The 17,066-nt window shown below is 59.8% G+C and carries 20 protein-coding genes; 9 read left to right on the top strand and 11 right to left on the bottom strand.

Features of this window, described 5'->3' with window-relative positions; all coding sequences use genetic code 11:
- The first annotated feature begins 3 nt into the window (after window positions 1-3).
- The 5 genes from ACYQ6M_RS21710 to ACYQ6M_RS21690 all read left to right on the top strand — a co-directional run bounded on the left by ACYQ6M_RS21710 (window position 4) and on the right by ACYQ6M_RS21690 (window position 5,389).
- Entirely contained in the window at window positions 4-831 is an 828-nt protein-coding gene (locus tag ACYQ6M_RS21710; protein ID WP_022998937.1) for a carbohydrate ABC transporter permease, read from the top strand.
- On the top strand, window positions 831-1,889 hold the full coding sequence (locus ACYQ6M_RS21705) for an ABC transporter ATP-binding protein (RefSeq protein ID WP_055657263.1): 1,059 nt from the start codon (window positions 831-833) through the stop codon (window positions 1,887-1,889). Before ACYQ6M_RS21710 ends, ACYQ6M_RS21705 begins: the two co-directional genes overlap by 1 nt.
- The gene (locus ACYQ6M_RS21700) at window positions 1,889-3,370 is read left to right on the top strand and encodes a glycerophosphodiester phosphodiesterase (RefSeq protein WP_460075516.1); all 1,482 of its coding nucleotides are present in this window, start codon (window positions 1,889-1,891) and stop codon (window positions 3,368-3,370) included. Before ACYQ6M_RS21705 ends, ACYQ6M_RS21700 begins: the two co-directional genes overlap by 1 nt.
- Window positions 3,371-3,381: 11 nt before the next feature.
- Complete coding sequence (locus ACYQ6M_RS21695) at window positions 3,382-4,410, top strand: LacI family DNA-binding transcriptional regulator (RefSeq protein ID WP_152508645.1); 1,029 nt, start codon at window positions 3,382-3,384, stop codon at window positions 4,408-4,410.
- A 148-nt stretch (window positions 4,411-4,558) separates the two neighbouring features.
- A complete protein-coding gene (locus tag ACYQ6M_RS21690) occupies window positions 4,559-5,389 on the top strand; it encodes a TolB family protein (protein WP_460075514.1) in 831 nt (276 codons plus the stop codon).
- Between the two features lie 19 nt (window positions 5,390-5,408).
- Here the strand turns inward: ACYQ6M_RS21690 and ACYQ6M_RS21685 are convergent, their stop codons facing one another.
- Window positions 5,409-6,329 carry a DMT family transporter gene (locus tag ACYQ6M_RS21685; RefSeq protein WP_460075511.1) on the bottom strand — a complete coding sequence of 307 codons (921 nt, stop codon included), beginning with the start codon at window positions 6,327-6,329 and terminating at the stop codon, window positions 5,409-5,411.
- 147 nt (window positions 6,330-6,476) lie between these two features.
- Here ACYQ6M_RS21685 and ACYQ6M_RS21680 point away from each other — a divergent pair, with 147 nt between their 5' ends.
- Window positions 6,477-7,328 (top strand): LysR substrate-binding domain-containing protein, encoded by an 852-nt coding sequence (locus tag ACYQ6M_RS21680; protein ID WP_460075510.1) that lies wholly within the window; start codon window positions 6,477-6,479, stop codon window positions 7,326-7,328.
- 33 nt (window positions 7,329-7,361) lie between these two features.
- Here the strand turns inward: ACYQ6M_RS21680 and ACYQ6M_RS21675 are convergent, their stop codons facing one another.
- From ACYQ6M_RS21675 to ACYQ6M_RS21645, 7 genes are all read right to left on the bottom strand, one after another.
- Entirely contained in the window at window positions 7,362-7,712 is a 351-nt protein-coding gene (locus tag ACYQ6M_RS21675) for a carboxymuconolactone decarboxylase family protein (RefSeq protein ID WP_022998930.1), read from the bottom strand.
- Window positions 7,713-7,921: 209 nt separating this feature from the next.
- Window positions 7,922-8,608, bottom strand: a complete 687-nt coding sequence (locus tag ACYQ6M_RS21670; RefSeq protein ID WP_460075508.1) for a ZinT family metal-binding protein — start codon at window positions 8,606-8,608, stop codon at window positions 7,922-7,924.
- A gap of 336 nt (window positions 8,609-8,944) precedes the next feature.
- Window positions 8,945-9,523 (bottom strand): glutathione peroxidase, encoded by a 579-nt coding sequence (locus ACYQ6M_RS21665; protein ID WP_460075506.1) that lies wholly within the window; start codon window positions 9,521-9,523, stop codon window positions 8,945-8,947.
- Between the two features lie 101 nt (window positions 9,524-9,624).
- On the bottom strand, window positions 9,625-10,191 hold the full coding sequence (locus ACYQ6M_RS21660) for a DUF1190 domain-containing protein (RefSeq protein WP_022998927.1): 567 nt from the start codon (window positions 10,189-10,191) through the stop codon (window positions 9,625-9,627).
- A 90-nt stretch (window positions 10,192-10,281) separates the two neighbouring features.
- Window positions 10,282-10,692: a DUF350 domain-containing protein gene (locus ACYQ6M_RS21655; protein ID WP_022998926.1), complete on the bottom strand. Its 411-nt coding sequence runs from the start codon at window positions 10,690-10,692 to the stop codon at window positions 10,282-10,284.
- A 20-nt stretch (window positions 10,693-10,712) separates the two neighbouring features.
- Complete coding sequence (locus ACYQ6M_RS21650) at window positions 10,713-11,360, bottom strand: DUF2491 family protein (RefSeq protein WP_022998925.1); 648 nt, start codon at window positions 11,358-11,360, stop codon at window positions 10,713-10,715.
- A complete protein-coding gene (locus ACYQ6M_RS21645) occupies window positions 11,341-12,396 on the bottom strand; it encodes an ion channel (protein WP_460075503.1) in 1,056 nt (351 codons plus the stop codon). Before ACYQ6M_RS21645 ends, ACYQ6M_RS21650 begins: the two co-directional genes overlap by 20 nt.
- Before the next feature lie 163 nt (window positions 12,397-12,559).
- Here ACYQ6M_RS21645 and ACYQ6M_RS21640 point away from each other — a divergent pair, with 163 nt between their 5' ends.
- Genes ACYQ6M_RS21640 through ACYQ6M_RS21630 form a run of 3 tightly spaced genes read left to right on the top strand, consistent with a single transcriptional unit; the run spans window position 12,560 to window position 14,887 of the window.
- On the top strand, window positions 12,560-13,000 hold the full coding sequence (locus tag ACYQ6M_RS21640) for a YjfI family protein (protein ID WP_022998923.1): 441 nt from the start codon (window positions 12,560-12,562) through the stop codon (window positions 12,998-13,000).
- Between the two features lie 33 nt (window positions 13,001-13,033).
- Window positions 13,034-13,705 (top strand): PspA/IM30 family protein, encoded by a 672-nt coding sequence (locus ACYQ6M_RS21635; protein WP_460075500.1) that lies wholly within the window; start codon window positions 13,034-13,036, stop codon window positions 13,703-13,705.
- A 15-nt stretch (window positions 13,706-13,720) separates the two neighbouring features.
- Window positions 13,721-14,887, top strand: coding sequence for a glutathionylspermidine synthase family protein (locus tag ACYQ6M_RS21630; RefSeq protein ID WP_460075498.1), 1,167 nt, complete (start codon window positions 13,721-13,723; stop codon window positions 14,885-14,887).
- Window positions 14,888-15,050: 163 nt separating this feature from the next.
- Here the strand turns inward: ACYQ6M_RS21630 and ACYQ6M_RS21625 are convergent, their stop codons facing one another.
- The 3 genes from ACYQ6M_RS21625 to ACYQ6M_RS21615 all read right to left on the bottom strand — a co-directional run bounded on the left by ACYQ6M_RS21625 (window position 15,051) and on the right by ACYQ6M_RS21615 (window position 17,053).
- Complete coding sequence (locus ACYQ6M_RS21625; protein ID WP_022998920.1) at window positions 15,051-15,233, bottom strand: hypothetical protein; 183 nt, start codon at window positions 15,231-15,233, stop codon at window positions 15,051-15,053.
- A 243-nt stretch (window positions 15,234-15,476) separates the two neighbouring features.
- Complete coding sequence (locus ACYQ6M_RS21620) at window positions 15,477-15,962, bottom strand: flavin reductase family protein (RefSeq protein ID WP_075284360.1); 486 nt, start codon at window positions 15,960-15,962, stop codon at window positions 15,477-15,479.
- Window positions 15,962-17,053: an LLM class flavin-dependent oxidoreductase gene (locus ACYQ6M_RS21615; RefSeq protein WP_460075496.1), complete on the bottom strand. Its 1,092-nt coding sequence runs from the start codon at window positions 17,051-17,053 to the stop codon at window positions 15,962-15,964. The genes ACYQ6M_RS21620 and ACYQ6M_RS21615 overlap by 1 nt, the downstream gene beginning before the upstream one ends.
- Window positions 17,054-17,066: the final 13 nt, after the last annotated feature.

Genomic DNA, 17,066 nt, shown 5'->3' with positions numbered 1-17,066 from the left:
GACATGAGACCCAACTTCCGCGTCTGGCCTGTCCTGGTGCTGCTCAGCATCCTGTCGCTGCCACTGGTGCTAATGTATTTCTACCTGGTGGTGGACACATTCACCGACACCACGGCAGGTTCACTCCTGCCGGACAGCTTCACCCTCGAACACTGGAAATTCCTGTTCGAAACGCCTGAAACCGGACGGGCAAGCATCTGGCCGGTCACGGCCAACACCTTCCTGTTTGCCGGTTCCACCAGCCTGATCGTGGTGATGGTGTCGCTGACGGCAGGCTACGCTCTGTCCCGATTGAACATGCCGTTCCGCAAGTTCTTCCTTGGCGGCGTCCTGACCCTGCACGCCTTCCCGACAGTAACCCTGATCATCGCCATCTTCCTGATGCTGCAGATGAGCGGCCTCTACAACACGCTGATCGGCGTGATCCTGGTGAAGACGGCTCTGGAGCTGCCGCTTGGCATCTGGATCATGAAGGGCTTTTACGACACCGTGCCATGGGAAATCGAAATGGCGGGCATCACCGACGGCGCCAGCCGCTTCACCGTGTGGTGGAAACTGGTTCTGCCCCAGGTGCAGCCCGGCATCGCTGCTCTGGCGCTGTTCTCCTTCCTGGAAGCCTGGAAGGAATTCATCCTGCCGCAGGTTCTGGCCCCCAGTGGTGCGTCGCAGGTGCTGGCGACCTATCTCCAGAACATCATCGCGGACGACCGCAAGCCGGACTTCAACCTCTTCAAGTCCATCGGGCTGTTCTACGCCCTTCCGGTCATTTTCATCTACGTGGTTTTCAACCGCAAACTCATGAACATCTACGGCGGAGGCACGAAAGGCTGATGCGTATCGCACTTGAAAACTTCACCAAGAAATTTGGTGAGACCACCGTCATCGACAACATGTCCCTGACGATCGACAGCGGCGAGATGCTGGCCCTGCTCGGGCCTTCCGGCTGCGGCAAATCCACGACGCTGTTTGCCGTGTGCGGCATTCACCGCATGGACGGTGGCCGTCTTCTGTTTGGCGAAAGGGACGTCACGACCGTTCCCTCGCAGCAACGCAACGTCGGCGTCGTATTCCAGAACTATGCGCTCTACCCGCACATGACCGTCCACGAGAACATCGCGTTTCCGCTGAAGGTGCGCCGGGAGAACAAGGCCGATATTGACCGCAAGGTCCAGGAGATCGCCAGTCTCGTCCAGATCGGAGAGTTGATGGCGCGCCGCCCCGTGCAGCTGTCCGGTGGACAGCAGCAGCGCGTGGCCCTGGCACGGGCACTGGTCCGTGAGCCTGACATTCTGTTGCTCGACGAGCCTTTGGCAAACCTCGATGCGAAACTGCGTCTGGAAATGCGCTCGGAGATCCGGCGCATTCAGCAGGAAACCGGCATTACCGCGGTGCTTGTCACACACGATCAGGTCGAAGCCATGTCCATGTGCGACCGGATCGCGATCATGAAGAAGGGCGAGATCGTCCAACTGTCCAGCCCCTCGGAAATGTATGACAATCCCTCGTCGGACTTCGTCGCAGGCTTCCTCGGCAATCCGCCGATCGCGTTTCTGGACGGGGCAACGGAAGATGGTGGTTTCCGCCTGGCAAACTCGAAGGTCAAACTGCCGATCCCGTCCGGCATTGCGGCGCCCGGTCACGGCGCACCGATGCGTCTCGGCATTCGTCCGGAGTTCTTTCAGCCGGACCACCCGCTGAAGGTGACCGGCAAGGTCAGCTTCGTCGAGATCCAGGGCCGGGAAGAGCTTTACGACGTTACCCTGGAAAACGGTGCCGTGCTGCGGTCGATCCAGCCGCATGGCGGCAATTACAAGCTGGGTGACGAGGTCACCTGGGGCATTGCGGAAGACCGCATTCTTGCCTTTGGTCCGGACGGCGGCAGGCTCTGATGGAAACGGCATTGCAAGCTTTCAAGCCGGGCCGCGCCTGGCTCGGCGAACCGAGATCCGTTCCGCTTTCCATCGCCCACCGTGGTGCCAGCGCCTATGCCTTCGACAACACGTTGCGGGCATATGATATCGCCCATGAGCTTGGGGCGGACATGTGGGAGGTCGATGTTCGGCTGACAGCGGACAGGATCCCGGTTGCCTTTCACGATGAAGATCTCAAGGCAATCTGCGGACTTGACCTCAAGGTTGCCGACGTGACCGCCGCCCGGCTGCAGGCTCTGACCGCCGAGTCTGGCCGTGAAGCCCCCCTGTTCTCGCAGATTGCCGGGCTTGCAGCCCGTCTTGGCGCGGGCATCTATCTGGATGCCAAGGAAGGCAAGGCGGCCTCGCTGGCCATCGCGGAGCTTCTGGACCACCGGATCGAGCGGGTAATCGTTGGCGCAAACACGCCTGACTATTCATCCGAACTGATCGCTGGCGGCTGTCCCTATCCCGTGTCCATCCTGGTCGGGGTGGGCAAGGATCCTTTTCCGATTGCCGATCAGTGCGGCGCCGAAATCGTCCATCCCTGCTGGGAGCGCGCGGGGCAACGGCCGGACCGTTTGCTGGATGAAGCGTTCTTTGCCAGGGCAAGAGAGCGCGGACTGCCGGTCGTGACCTGGCATGAAGAGCGTGTCGATGTGGTCGAAGCTCTGGTGAAGATGCCGATCCTCGGTATCTGTTCGGATCAGCCGGAAATGGTCGCAAGGTTCGCCCGCTCGGCTGTCACAAGCCCGGAAATCGTCTGCCATCGGGGGGCCTGCAAGGTGGCTCCGGAAAACACGCTGGCTTCGGCAAAGGCAGCCTGGGCAGCAGGCTTCGACTATGTCGAGATCGATGTCCAGGAAACGGCGGACGGACAGCTTGTTGTCCATCATGACGCTACGCTGGACCGAACCACCAGTGGCAGTGGTGCAATCACGGAAAAGACGGGTGCGGAGTTGGCATTGCTGGATGCCGGCCGCAAGTTCGATCCGTTTTTCGAAGGAGAAAGCATCCCGCCCCTGTGTGCGGTTCTGGAAACGGCACTGCGAATGGGCGGCAAGCTCTATGTCGAGCTGAAACAGGCGGATCCGCACCATACGGTGTCCAAGGTACTGCGAATGATGGCGGCCGAGGACGTGTTCTTCTGGGCTCATGATGTCGGGAGACTGCGAGCCATTCACGATGCCTTTCCGCAAGCGAAACTGATGGTGCGGGCGGAGGATTTCGAGTCCCTCGACACGTGCCTCTCCACCTTCCGTTCCGGGATTGTCGAATTCAATGCGACGAATGCCGGTCCGGCAGCCTTTGACGCGGTGAGGGCGACCGGGCGCAAGGCGATGATCGCCTACATGGGCAACGACCCTTCCGAGATCAAACGCCTGCTGGCCTTGAAGCCGGATCTCTTCAACGTGAATGAGCCCTTTCTCGTCGCCCGGATGCTCGGTAAAAGCTTATAAACGGAAGAAACATGCCTGACGCTCCTGGTCACAAGAAAACAGTCAATTCCTTCGACGTCGCTCGCCTGGCGGGCGTGTCACGCTCGGCTGTTTCCAGAACCTTCACCGACGGTGCCAGCGTCTCCAAGGAAACCCGGGACAAGGTGATCGCAGCCGCGCGTGAACTCGGTTATCGGGTCAACGTGCTGGCCCGCTCGCTGCACAAGCAGAAGTCCGACCTGGTGGGCGTCGTCGCGGCCGATCTCGACAATCCGTTCCGCTCGGAGCAGATAGATCTTCTGTCCAAGGGGCTGCTGGAATGCGGGTTCAGGCCGATCCTGCTGCGGGGAGAGAAATCGACGGATGTTGCCGACCTGATCGGGTCCCTGTTGCAATACAGTGTCGCCGGGGTCATCGTCACGTCCGATACCCCACCGGAAGAGATCTGCATCGAATGTCTTGAAAACGGTGTGCCTCTGGTGGTGGTCAACAAGCGTGACCCGGGAGCACCGGTCGACCGGGTCGTGACCGCCTTCGAGGACGGTGGCCGGAAAGCGTATGAACACCTGATCGCAAGCGGGTGCCGAAAGCTGGCGGTCGTCACGCCGGAACGTTCGTCCTTCTCCATCAACGGCCGCGCGCTCGCATTCGAACAGGCCGCCAATGACGGTGGTGTGCCGGTGATACGGATCGCCTGGGGCGCACAGACCTATGACGGCGGACTGGCGGCCGCGGAATTCGTTCACCGGGTGCGCAGCGAGGTCGACGGCGTCTTTTGTACAGCTGACTACCTGGCGCTGGGGGTACTTGACGGCCTGCGCCATATCCACGGGCTGCGCGTGCCGCAGGACATTCAGGTGGTCGGCTACGACGACATTCCCCAAGCCGCGTGGAAGGCTTACGACCTGACCACCTTCTCCCAGAGCCGTCATGACCTGTGTGAAGCGACGCTCGATCTGCTGATGCAACGTCTGGAAAACCCGGACCTGCCGCAGCAGGTCAGGGTATGCGACGTACATCTCGTTCAGCGGGCAACCACCCGGGGACAGGTCGGCGGTTGAGCGAGGTGCTGGTTCAGGGGCACCAATCGAACTGCTGCTGCCCAACAGCATGTTGGATTAGCAGCGCCGGTCAGCTGTTGGACACCATGTCCGGCCTTTCTCCGAAGGGCTGTCCCGTGCCAAGCTCCGGAGAAATCTGGAGCAGATGATGAAAAGCATTCTTGCAACGATCGATATTGAAACCGGGACGGAAACCGTTTTGTACGAAACGGACCGCCATCTGGAAGCGCCCAACTGGACGCCTGACGGTGCCGCACTGATTGTGAACGGTGGTGGCCGGCTCTACCGCTTCCCGCTCGACAATCCGGCGTTGATCGAGATCGACACAGGCTTTGCCAAAGCCCTCAACAATGACCACGGCCTGTCACCGGATGGAACGAAGCTGGCGGTCAGCGACGGGACAGAGGCAGGGGAAAGCTGCATCTACACGCTACCGGTAATAGGCGGCGTGCCACGGCGGATTACTTCGCAGACACCATCCTACTGGCATGGCTGGTCACCGGACGGAGCGACACTTGCCTACGTCGGCAAAAGGCCGGAAACCGGCGACACCTTCCAGGTTTTCACCATTGGCCTGAACGGTGGCGCGGAAAAACAGGTCACCCGTGACTTCGACCATTGCGACGGACCGGACTATACACCTGACGGCAATTGGATCTGGTTCAACGGTGAAAGATCGGGATCTGTTCAGCTCTGGCGCATCAGGCCGGACGGCAGCGATTTGCAGCAGATGACAAGCGACGAGCGGGTCAACTGGTTTCCGCATCCTTCGCCCGACGGCAGGTTTGTGGCCTATCTTGCCTATGAGGCTGGCACGGCGGGACACCCTGCCAATCGGCCGGTCGAGCTTCGCCTGATGTCTGCCGACGGTGGTACTCCGCGTATCCTGCGGTCACTCTTCGGTGGCCAGGGAACGCTCAATGTTCCCTCCTGGGCCCCGGACAGCAGGCGCTTTGCCTATGCGAAATATGAGCCGTGACGGGACAGGTGCGCGAGCGCTAGCGGGTGGTGGGCGGTACAAGCTGTGCATCGGCGGCTGTGGTCAGTCTCCGGACGCCCCACCGCAGCGTAACCGCAAGGCTGGACAGGATGATGAGCCCCAGGCCAGCAAGTTGCAGTGCGCTGATCAGATGGCCGTAGGCAAGAGCATCCACCAGCACCGCACTGGCCGGATAAAGGAACAGCAGCACGGCAATGACTGGCGTCGTCAGTTTCGGCAAGGCCTTGTAGAGTACGACATAAACACCGCCTGTATGAACGAGGCCGATGATTGCCAGCCATCCCCATTGGTCTGCCGACAAGGTCAGCGGACCGTCCGGGCTGAAGGCTGCCAGCATCAAGGTGCCGGTGGCAAACTGAACGGTGGCAAGTTGTGGAGCGGAAATTCCCGTCAGTCCCTTGGCGATGATTGTCACGCCTGCATAAAGAAATGCGGCCGCCAGGGTTGCGGCGAGGCCAAGGAAATAGGACCGGTCTGCCGTCAGTTCCATTCCGCTCAGCCCGGTGGCCAGTGCTAGGCCGATCAGAGCGAGACCGATCCACAGGAGAGTGACCGCCTGTAGCCTTTCCCGAAAGACGAAGGCGCCCAGAACCACCACGAGAAACGGCTGGATGTGGAACGTGATGGTGGCAACGGCAATGCCGGTTCTCTGAATACCTTCGAAGAACAACACCCAATTGCCTGCCATCAGAACGCCGCTGGCAACAGCCATGGCCAGGACGCGCGGCGATAGTCTGGCAAGCCGGGCAAGATCACCCCGATACCAGCAGTAGAGAGCCAGGGCCAGGCCTCCGATCGCACATCGATAGAAGGCGACGGTAACGGGGTCCGCACCACTTTCCAGAACACACAGTCCGATTGTACCAAGCAGGGTCTGCGCCGCGATGAGGCCGATCATGCCTTCCGTTTGTCTGGTCATGGGACGAGTCCTGACTGGCGGCGATTGCACACCGCAAGCTGATACAACATCGACGCATTTCCGCCGCTGGACTGTAAATTGAGGCCTCTTTCATTGTTTCGTCAAACGATATAATCTGAATATACTCGTTGGAAATATTGAAGAATAATGCAGCTCGATCACGCTCTTCTGCGAACCTTTCTCGCCTGTGTCGACGCGATGAGCTTCTCTCGCGCGGCAACGCGCGTGCACAAGTCACCTGCGACCGTGTCCATGCAGATCCAGCGGCTGGAAGACCGCATCGGCAAGCCGTTGTTTGTGCGCGATACACGCAACCTCGCGCTCACGCCCGCTGGAGAGGAACTGGAAGGTTACGCCAGACGGATCCTGCGCCTGCATGATGAGGCGGTGGAAGCCTTTCGCAGGCCCGATATGGAAGGCACGGTCACCATCGGTGCGCCGGACGATTACATTGCCGCCATGCTGCCGGATGTTTTGCGACGGTTCGCAAGTCTGTTTCCACGTGTGGAGCTGAATGTCGTCTGTGCCCAGTCGACGGCACTGCTGCCGCAGGTCGATGACGGCAAGATCGACCTGGCGATCGTTACGCGTACGGGCGGCACGGAAGGGCGTCTGATCCGCCGGGAGCCGATGGTCTGGATCAGCTCTCGCGATGGTCAGGCGCTGGAGCGAGACCCGCTCCCCGTAGCCCTTTACGAGCCTGGCAGCCAGGCTCGGACAGTGACCCTGGCGGCGCTGGGCCGCAGCGGCCTGCGATACCGCTCCGCCTATTCCAGTTTCAGCCATTCAGCGCTGGTCACGCTTGTAGAGGCGGGCCTTGCCGTTGCCGCCGTCGTGCAGATGGCGGTTCCCCCAACGGTGGAACATGTCGATCAGGATCGAGGTCTGCCGCCACTGGAGCCGCTGGACATCATCCTGGTGCACAGCAAACGGGCTGAATCCAGAGCTTGTGAAGCCCTTGCAACAGCCCTCCTGGAAGGGGAGGTCAAAACGAGATGAACGGATGTCCTGAATGCACAGGACAGGCATCGTTCAGTCGTCGTCCTTCAGCCCGTCAAAAGCCGCCAACGCTTCAGCGCCGTAGATCATGGACGGACCTCCGCCCATATAGACCGAGACGCCGATCACTTCGAGGATCTCGTCCCTGTTCGCGCCGAGGCGTGCTGCGGCACGAGCGTGGTAGGCAAGGCAGCCGTCGCAGCGCGCGGTAATGCCGATGGCCAGTGCGATCAGTTCCTTGGTTTTTGCGTCGAGCGCGCCGGGAGCAGTCGCGGCTTTCGCCAGGGATCCGAAGCCTTTTGCAACCTCCGGAATGCCTTTGCGCACGGCGGCCATGCGTTCATCTGTTTGTGCAACGAATTCGTTCCAGTCGGAAACGGCCATACATCATCTCCATGTTGCCGGAAATCACGTCAGGCAGCCTAGGCGCGGACCGCAATACAGGCGTTGATGTGGCTCAAGCTTTGGTTGGCAGAGGATGACTTTGTCAGCCAGACAGCAAACGCCGCCCGAAACCGGGACGAAGCGATGGGCGCGGAGCCTATGTTGGTGACCAGACGGCGCCCATCGTCACTTTCAGCTCATGCGCAGTCTCAGTGAGCCGTCATTTCATGGACGATCTCGTCTCCGCTTAATGTCGCCGGATAATAGGTCGGCCAGTTGGTCAGTTCCTTGAGGATTTCCTGCCGGTCTTCACCCCAGTAAAGATGATAGTGATCGGACTTCGACGGTGCGATCCGGTGATCGCTGAACTGGATGAAGGCCGGGGCACTGTCATCACCTGCGGTTTTCCTGAAAATGAAGCGGACGCCGCGATTGCCTTTTTTGTAGTTCAGAATCTCGAAGCCGTCGGCAATGTAATGCCCTTCGAAGGCGCCGGCTTCGGTCTGGAAGGTCACGCTGTCCGCGCCGATCACGATCCGGTCGACATCGGTGCGATAGCCCGTCTCATAGTAGGCTTTGTACTCTTCAGCCGATTTGCTGCCATGTTCGGCCTTGTGCGCCATGACTGGATCGAGCGTTCCATCCTGAAGGTATGGATAGACGGATTGCCATTCGCCTTGCCAATCGGTGAGCTGACGCGGCTGTATCTGGCTGTCTTCGAAGTAACCCTTGTAAATCTGCCGCTCGGCATCACTCGAGTGATCATGTGAATGCTTGTGCGAATGGTCGTGTTTAGCCGAGTTGTCCTTGGCTTCCTGCGCCTGGATGGGAGCGGCCACGAGAAACGACGCTATGAGCGCACATGCGCCCGCCAGCCTGCCAAACCGTGATTGCATGGATCTGATCCTCTGCTGATTGGGGGAGGGAAAGTATCAAATTGATTCGTAATGTTATTACATTACTAAAACTGCCTAACGCAATCCACGTGGCCAGGCAATGTCAAAGTTACAATTTCCAGCCAGCCAGCCAGCCAGCCAGCCTGCCTGCCAGCCAGACAGACAAGCAGCCACGCCGCGGAGTGGGAGATAATCAGAAGGGGGAAAGAGCGGGGTGTTCTTCTTGGGAAGACGCGCCTTCTGAAGGACAGCCGTCCGCAAGCGGGCGTACACGCCTGATAGCGAGTTGTTCGCTTCGTTTGAAAAGGTGCTGTAGATCGCTTCCGGGGATCAGGATCAGGATCCGGGCAGGGCCTTCTCGATCGCGGCGGTCACGTCCGATGAAGTCGGCGGCACGGGCGTCGGGAACCAGGCAAGGATGCTGCCGTCTGGCCCGACGAGATGCTTGTGGAAGTTCCAGTAGGGGCGTGCCGTGGGGCCAAGCTCGCTTGCGGCCCATCGATAAAAAGGATGGGCCTTTTCGCCCTTCACGACCGTCTTGGCGGCAAGTGGAAATTCGGCACCGTACTTGGCTTCGCAGAATTTTGCGATGTCGCCGTCGGCGCGTGGTTCCTGGCCGCCGAAATCGTTGGACGGAACCCCGAGCACAAGCAAGCCGCGGTCCGAATAGGTTTCATGCAGCTTCTGCAAGCCGGCCAGTTGCCCACTGAAGCCGCATTCTGTTGCCGTGTTGACGATCAGAATGGCCTTGCCGGCATAATCCTTGAGCGCAATCGGTTCGCCATAGGGCATTTCGAAGGTGAAGGCATGGGCCGACTGAGCTGCTTCGCTTTGGCCCTCGAGATCCTTGGCTTGAGCAACGGCACAAAGGCACGTTGCCGCCAGACACCAGACGAAAGAAAGAAGCCGGTACATTTCAACACCCTCACGCTTTGGCAATGATACGCGCCGGGGCTGGCAACAGATCACCGCGTGTGTGCCGCAGTACCTGAATGCCGGTTACCTTCTGTCGGCCGTTACCCGCCGCGGAACCCGGAACTCGACCGGCTGCCGAACCCGCCACGTGAAGCGACGGAAGTCCTTGTCTGGACTTTTGCCGGCTTGGGTGGCGTCTTCACCGCATCGTCATAGGTACGCCAGCTGCCGCCACCATAACTGCCGACGTAATAGCCGCCGGATGTGTAGTAGCGTTTGCTGCCGCGTTCCGGATAGACCGGGCGCACGTTGCTCTGGATCAGTTGGTTGGTAACGGCGCCGGTCAGTGCCCCTGCCAGGAAATAACCTGCCGGAAACGGCGTGTAGTAGGAAGATCCGTCGGTGGCACTGTCATAGGCGCAAACGTTGTTGCCGTGTTGCTCGTTACACAGGTTGACGGTGTCATAGCGTGGTCCGGAGGCCTTGTGGATTGACTTGCCGGCGGTAATTGCCTCGACACAAACCTCGTCCGGGACGTAGCTGTCGGCGACACATTCCGCCTCGGTCTTGTAGACCCGGCCATCCAGCGTCGGTTCGTCCGAGCAGCCTGCAATGGTCACGGTCGTCGTTGCCATGACCACCAGCTTGATCGACTTGGAGCGTTTCATGAATTTTCTCCCGACCTTCAAACGGTCTGATGAAATGCTTTGCGTGATACGGTTCGGGGCATCAGCGCAGGGCGGCCCGTACCGCCTCGGTCAGTAGGTGATGCAGGCGGCGTTCAGCAGGCCGACCGTCAGCGAAATGGCAGCAAGATTGGTGCTGATCGCCATTTCACCACCCTTGATCCGGTCCGTGACCTTCGGGAAGAACCGGCGGAAGACCTGGTAGACCACAAGCTGTGCGGCACAGGCGATGATGCCCCAGATGATGAAGTCGATGATGCTCACGGAATTCGCCGCGGCGCTGGCCAGCGGCAGCGAAAAGCCGAGGAAGGCCGCGCTGAAGACCACCGAAGCGGCAACGTTGTTTTCCTTGATCAACGCCATTTCGTCATGCGGAGTCATGACGGTATAGATTTTCATGAAAATCAGCAGCATGACGATGGCTGTAATGAAATAGGCAATAAAAGGAACGATGCCTGAAAGGGACGCCTGAAGGTCTGCCATATTGGTCTCCACTATTCAGTTCAGACAGAAAAATTGTGCCGCTCAAGTGGGAAGCCTAGCATGAACGCGACGCTGCGTTCCGCATTTTCCGGCTCTTCCATGTTGACGAGCAGCATTTCGTCCCGGCCGTCCTGCAGGGGGCGGGCAAAAAGCATGGCGGTCTGGAAGATCTTGCGCCTTCCGCGGCCTTCGCGGTCGTCGCACACTTCCTCCCAGTAGGTCATCGGATCTTCCGGCGCAGTCGACGTATCGAACCAGGCCCGCTCGAAACGGTAGTCGCGATCTTCGCCCGGCAGTGAAAAACTCGTCTGGCGGATCGCGGATTTCACCCGGTTCCACTCGGTGTCGCCGGTCGGGTACTGCACGTCGTAGAAGTACCACAGCATGATCTCGTCGACCCGCTCGTCGTTCTTGCCGTCGCCGCCCTGAAACTGGATCAGGAAGCGGTCGTCGTCAGGATAGAAACGATGCATGTGCGATTGTTCGCCAAGGTCGCAATGCCCCTGGGCGGTGATCATCAGTGTGGTGTCGGGACGTTCGATCAGACTGTCGGCAGGCAGCAGGCGAAGCGCGATCGGATCAAAGGAAATGCCTCTGCCGATGGTCAGACCGAGAACCTCCGGCGGCTGCCAGCCTTTGTCCTTCTTGTTAAACAGTGATCCGAACATCAGCTCCCCCCAGACCGGCCGTGATCTCGCCCGCCGCGAGACGTTTGTTGGCGAGATAATAGATCGAGCCGCCAGTCTTCAACGTCTTGGGGAAAGGTCTGAACAGGAAATCCGGATCGTCCGGCTGGGAAACCGCAATCAGCGTACCTTCGGCGCCTGAAAGGGCCTGTTCCAGTTTGTCGGTTTCGGTGCCGCCACCGCTTTGGACGATGGCCGAATAAATGGTCGCGCCGAGGCCCGCTGTGGAAAGGGCCATCAGGATCTGACCCGCGCCGGGGTCCTGCGCAGCGCGTACCAGTGCTTCGCAGGCGTTCGACACCACCGGTTCGATTCGCGCAAGGTTGCCTGCGCGCCGGGCGGTGTCTCGGTCCTCGAAATAGGCCGCAATGTGAACGCTCTCGTTAAGTTCGCGAATGGCAAGGCAGGTGTTGAAGGTTTCCGCATCCGAGCCGGCGTAGACCAGCACTTTCTGCGCGCCTGGAATGGCCGCACGGCGCAGCGACTGCAGGGCGTCCATGCGTTCGGCCCGGATCAGCCGTACGCCCTCCGGCACTTCCACGTTCTTGGAGTCCGCAAGCAGAATGATCTTGTCGTCTCCGTCCTGGCCGGCAACCAGGTTCTCCACCATCAAGGGTGTCTTGTCCCGGTGATAGCCGACAATCACCGTGGCGTTCTGCACGCGCTCATAGTTTCCGTTGCCGTCAGCCATACGCCTCACTCCTTCCACAAGGACACCCGTCAACCGGCCCAGGACGGCCGAGAAAATCAGCAACGCACCCGGAAAGAACCAGAAGGCGGCCACCATCCGGCCTGCTTCCGTCGACGGAGACAGGTCGCCGTAACCGACCGTCGAGGCGGTTGTCGCGGCAAAATAGATGAAGGTCAGCGGATTGCCCGTCAGGCCTGTTTCACCAGCCAGGAAAAACAGGATCCACGAGATCACCATATAGGCGCATATCAGCGTCGCAAGCAGCCAAAGCTTGAGCTCGAGGACGTGTTGGTAGAGCCGAGAAATGATGAGTTGCAGGATTGGCACCGCTGAAATTTGCCCCCTGTTTCGGTCGCCGGCTACTCTGACCAGAGCCCGCCCTATTGTCAATTCGGCATAGCTTTCCGAATAATCGCTTGAAACGGCTAGACGGGGCTTCTACTTGTTCGAGGCCGGATCCCGGCACCGGATTTGAAATGGAGGGCTTTGGATGAGTACGCGGCAATCTCCCTGGACACTTGCGGAGCTGAAGGAAGCTCTGGAGCAATCGGATTCCTTCGCGGCAGGTGAAATCAGCTGCACGGTGAGTTCCGATCAGGCCGGCGTGCTGGAAGTCCAGCTTCACTCGGCCGGTGAAATCACCCTGTTCATGGTTGTCGGCGAAACCCAGATCCTGACGTCCACGGTTCTGTGGCCTTGCGATGCCCAGGAGGACCCGGCCTCCTTCGAGGCGATGATGCTGCGCAATCACAAGAAGCTGCTGCCGCTCTGCGCCCTGTCCATCGATATGATCGACGGACGCGAATATTACGAGCTATTCGGCGCCATGTCCGTGCGCTCGACACTGGATTCGGTCGAGACGGAATTGCGCACCATCGCCAACAGCGCTCTGGAGCTGGCCGCCGACGTCGGTCCCAAGGCCGCTGCCTGATCCCGCCGCCAATTTGAAGAAGGACATTTGAAAATGAGTGTTTGGGGCAAATTGATTACGGCGTTCAAGGGCCACGCCCACAATGCCGCGGAATCCGTTCAGGACGCCAACCTGATGACGATCCTGGAACAGGAAATCCGCGAAGCAAAACAGGCGATCGGTGCAGCCAAGGACGAAAAGGCGCGCATGGCGGCCAACCGCAAGCTGAAGGAAAAATCCGTCGCCGAACTGATGACCGAAATCGAGCGGCGCACGGAAGCAGCCCGCAGTGCCAAGGCACAGGGCGACGAGCCTCTGGCCATCGAGATCATCGAGAGCGTGCTGAAACTGCGCGACAAGGCGGAAGCCGACCAGGCTCTGTTCGATCAGTACAAGTCCACCGAAGAGCGCATGGACAGCACCATTCGCCAGTCGATGAACAAGATCGAGACCCTGCAGCGCAAGATGGAAAGCGCAAAGGCCAACGAAGCGTTGATCAAGGCCCAGAAGGCGGCCTCCACCAACACCACGGCTTCCGACGGCCGGCTGGCCAGTGCGGTCGACAGCCTCGCACGCCTGGAACAGCGTCAGGCGGAACAGCAGGCCATGCTGGACGCGGCTGAGGAAGACGCTCGCCTGGAAAGCGGCGCCGATCTGGAAGCCAAGATCAAGGCCCTGGAGAATCCGGCCCGCAACGACGTGCAGGCTCTTCTGGCGAAGCTCTGACGTCCCGCTTGCACCATGAAGCGGATCGCAGTTCCTGAAAGACCGGGGTGGAAGGAAGAAGCCGAGCGCCTCGGCTTCGGCTTTCACACCATGTACGGCGCACCGTACTGGGACGAGACCCACGCCTATCAGTTTACTCTGCGCGAGATTGAGGACGACCTCGAGGATCCCTCGCAGGAGCTCTACGGCATGTGCCTCGATCTGGTTGATCGGGCTGTCCGTGACGACAGTCTCATGGACAAGATGGCGATCCCGCAAAAGTACCGCTCCTGGATCCGCAATTCCTGGGAGCAGCAACAGCCCTCGCTTTATGGCCGCTTCGATTTCTTCTACGACGGCAACGGGCCAGCAAAGCTCCTCGAATTCAATGCCGACACGCCAACGGCGCTTTACGAAACCGGCTTCTTTCAGTGGATCTGGCTGGAGCAGCAGATGGCGGCTGGCGTTCTGCCGACCGACAGCGATCAGTTCAACTCCGTTCAGGATCGCCTGATCGAGCGGTTCGCCGCCATGTTCGCGCCCGGCTATCACATTCACTTCGCCTCATCGAAGGATCACGATGAAGATCGCGCAACCGTGCGCTATCTGGAAGACTGCGCGCGTCAGGCGGGACTGATACCGCATTTTGTTGCTGTGGAAGAGATCGGGCTCGACAGCGAGGGCCGGTTCGCCGACGCCGACAGTTTCGTGATCGACGCCCTGTTCAAGCTGTATCCCTACGAAGACATGCTGCGCGAGGATTACGGCCCCTATCTGCCCGATGCGCCGATACAGTTGCTTGAGCCACCCTGGAAGGCCGTGCTGTCGAACAAGGCAATACTGCCGCTGCTCTGGCAGATGTTTCCGGACCATCCGAACCTGCTGCCGTCCTGCTTCGAGGGGGAGGCGGATGAGGCATTCCTGAAAGGCCCGCATGTGCGCAAACCGTTCTTCAGTCGGGAGGGTGCCAACATCACGGTGCGCGGTCTCGGATCTGAAGAACTCAGCACGCCCGGCGGGTATGGCGCGGAAGGCCACATCCTGCAGGCCTATGCGGAACCGCCGAAATTCGGCGACGACTACGTCATGATCGGTTCATGGATTATTGGCGGCCAGGCATCGGGCATCTGCCTGCGTGAGGACAAGGCACCGGTGACGCAAGACCTGTCGCGGTTTGTGCCGCATGTCATTCTGGAAAGCTGATTGCCGAAAACGCGCTGGTTGACGGGGTATGGTTGGATGTGAAACCGACCCGGCGGCCGGGCGCGACCGTTTTTTATGGGTCGTTCTTGTTTTCGTGCGCCTCACGGCCGCCGGTCGGTTCACAGGCAGGCTGTGTCAGCCCGCCCTGAAGTGAAACCCGGTATCAGGACCGGCCGGCTGCAACTGATCTCGGCGGTGCCATGCCGTCATCTTGTTCCTGTCCGAAAAACGTTCCACCAAGCTGTCCGCCGGCGTTGGACTTGTCAGCGACCCGCTTGATCTTTTCTGCCTCCTGTTCGGCTTCCTTGCGAAGCTTCGGGCTGAGGTCGTTCATGGAAAGGTCCATCTGGTCCTCCTGTGTTGGTTATGGGTCCATGGAATAAACGGAGCGCACACAGGATGGTTCCTTCTCCAGCCCGGAGAGCGGAGCGGCGGAACGGATTTCTGGACGGACAGAAACTCTGTAAATCGCGAAAAAGCGGGCTGTCTGGACGGTTCATGTTCCAGGCAATTTTTTTGCGTAAAGTTTAAGTCGCGGGATGGAGAGACGCAGCTCCTCAAGAAGCTGCGTCTCTCGGCAAAAGGCCGTTTATAACGGTTGGAACGCTCCGTTCCAGTAAACCAGCGCGCCCGATGACTGGCTTTGCCGGATTGCACGCACCTTGCCGATGACAATCGAATGGGTCGCCCGGTCGATCATCTCCTCGACCTCGCAATCGAAAGCGGCCGGAGCATCTTCCAGCAGAAGAGCCCCGGTTTCCGCCGTGCGCCATGTGGCTCCGGCATAACGTTCCGCTCCCTTGACGCCGCCGAACCCCGAAAAGTTTTCGGCAACCTTGCGGTGCTCGGGCCCAAGCGAAGACCAGCCGAATTTCGGATACTTCTTCAGCAAGGGCCAACTGGAGGAAGCCTTGTTGACGCAGGCAAGCACCAGCGGCGGATCGGCGCTGAGAGACATTGCCGATGTGACGAGGAGGCCTGAAATGTCCTCTCCCTCACCGACCGTGATGACGGAACAATTGCCCACCAACGCCCGCATGGCGTTGGTGAATTCTCTGGACGGTACGGGGTCCATCACCGGATACCGGCTTCCGCAAGCAGCGGCAGAACATTGTCGCGGAAATACGGGAACTCCTCGACATAGTCGACAAAGGAGAGCGTCGTTCCGGCAAAGCCTGTTTCGTGCAGTTTGAGGATGCCGTCGGCCACCTGCCGCGGAGTTCCAACCAGCGGGAAACCGCCGTGGCCCATGGCGAACAGGTTCTTGATCTGGGCCAGCAGGTCGTGCGGAAACGACTGCGCATGCGCGAACTGCAGATTGACCAGATTGTCCACCGCTTCCCAGTCTGCCAGATCGCCCATCAGTCGGTCTCGGAGGGCGGTCGCCTCTTCCTCAGTTTCCCGGCAGATGACGTGGCTGAAGGTCAGCACACCCACATCGCGCCCCTTCTCCGCCGCCTGTGCCTTCAGTTCCTTGATTTCGTCGACGGACCGGTTGAGATCGATGGCCGGCGTGAACAGGTAGTCCGCGTTGTCGGTGGCAAAGGTCCGTCCGGTTGCCGAACCTGCCGCGTTCAGGATCGGTGGCCGGCCATTGACGGGCTTGGGGTCGCCGGCAACGTGCTTCAGGTTGAAGTATTTGCCCTCCCAGTCGAAATACTCCGTCGAGGTCCAGAGCTTCTCGACCACATCGAACCATTCCTGGGCGTAGCCGTAACGGGTTTCGTGATCGTCAGGCAGGGTCAGGCCCAGGGCTTCGTATTCCGGCTTGTTCCAGCCCGCGACAATGTTCAGACCCGCGCGGCCATTGCCCACCTGATCCATCGTGGCAATCTGCTTGGCGACGACCACCGGATTGTTTGCAGCAGTATGCACCGTGGCGAACACAGTGATGTTTTTCGTTGAGGCCAGCAGCGCGGTTGCCCAGGTGACCGTTTCCAGCACGCTGCCGTGAAAGTCGGTCTCGCCGCCGTAACCGATCCAGCGGGCGATCGGCAGCATGAAGTCGATGCCGGCATCATCCAGCATCTGGCCGAGTTTCAGGTTGTTTTCCCAGCTATTGACCCATCTGGACGGCGATTTGGTGACCGTCATCCCGGACGAGCAATTGGACGAAAACGTCCCGAGTTTGAAGCCGTTCTTGTCTTTCATCATGTTGGTAGGCATGGATCCCCTCCAT

The sequence above is a fragment of the Roseibium sp. ROS1 genome, assembly GCF_054658215.1.
This window is presented reverse-complemented; position numbering and strand designations above follow the sequence as displayed.

Coding starts and splice junctions, on each gene's coding strand:
- ACYQ6M_RS21710 (WP_022998937.1), top strand. CDS start 4: ATGAGACCCAACTTCCGCGTCTGGCCTGTCCTGGTGCTGCTCAGCATC.
- ACYQ6M_RS21705 (WP_055657263.1), top strand. CDS start 831: ATGCGTATCGCACTTGAAAACTTCACCAAGAAATTTGGTGAGACCACC.
- ACYQ6M_RS21700 (WP_460075516.1), top strand. CDS start 1,889: ATGGAAACGGCATTGCAAGCTTTCAAGCCGGGCCGCGCCTGGCTCGGC.
- ACYQ6M_RS21695 (WP_152508645.1), top strand. CDS start 3,382: ATGCCTGACGCTCCTGGTCACAAGAAAACAGTCAATTCCTTCGACGTC.
- ACYQ6M_RS21690 (WP_460075514.1), top strand. CDS start 4,559: ATGAAAAGCATTCTTGCAACGATCGATATTGAAACCGGGACGGAAACC.
- ACYQ6M_RS21685 (WP_460075511.1), bottom strand. CDS start 6,329: ATGACCAGACAAACGGAAGGCATGATCGGCCTCATCGCGGCGCAGACC.
- ACYQ6M_RS21680 (WP_460075510.1), top strand. CDS start 6,477: ATGCAGCTCGATCACGCTCTTCTGCGAACCTTTCTCGCCTGTGTCGAC.
- ACYQ6M_RS21675 (WP_022998930.1), bottom strand. CDS start 7,712: ATGGCCGTTTCCGACTGGAACGAATTCGTTGCACAAACAGATGAACGC.
- ACYQ6M_RS21670 (WP_460075508.1), bottom strand. CDS start 8,608: ATGCAATCACGGTTTGGCAGGCTGGCGGGCGCATGTGCGCTCATAGCG.
- ACYQ6M_RS21665 (WP_460075506.1), bottom strand. CDS start 9,523: ATGTACCGGCTTCTTTCTTTCGTCTGGTGTCTGGCGGCAACGTGCCTT.
- ACYQ6M_RS21660 (WP_022998927.1), bottom strand. CDS start 10,191: ATGAAACGCTCCAAGTCGATCAAGCTGGTGGTCATGGCAACGACGACC.
- ACYQ6M_RS21655 (WP_022998926.1), bottom strand. CDS start 10,692: ATGGCAGACCTTCAGGCGTCCCTTTCAGGCATCGTTCCTTTTATTGCC.
- ACYQ6M_RS21650 (WP_022998925.1), bottom strand. CDS start 11,360: ATGTTCGGATCACTGTTTAACAAGAAGGACAAAGGCTGGCAGCCGCCG.
- ACYQ6M_RS21640 (WP_022998923.1), top strand. CDS start 12,560: ATGAGTACGCGGCAATCTCCCTGGACACTTGCGGAGCTGAAGGAAGCT.
- ACYQ6M_RS21635 (WP_460075500.1), top strand. CDS start 13,034: ATGAGTGTTTGGGGCAAATTGATTACGGCGTTCAAGGGCCACGCCCAC.
- ACYQ6M_RS21630 (WP_460075498.1), top strand. CDS start 13,721: ATGAAGCGGATCGCAGTTCCTGAAAGACCGGGGTGGAAGGAAGAAGCC.
- ACYQ6M_RS21625 (WP_022998920.1), bottom strand. CDS start 15,233: ATGGACCTTTCCATGAACGACCTCAGCCCGAAGCTTCGCAAGGAAGCC.
- ACYQ6M_RS21620 (WP_075284360.1), bottom strand. CDS start 15,962: ATGGACCCCGTACCGTCCAGAGAATTCACCAACGCCATGCGGGCGTTG.
- ACYQ6M_RS21615 (WP_460075496.1), bottom strand. CDS start 17,053: ATGCCTACCAACATGATGAAAGACAAGAACGGCTTCAAACTCGGGACG.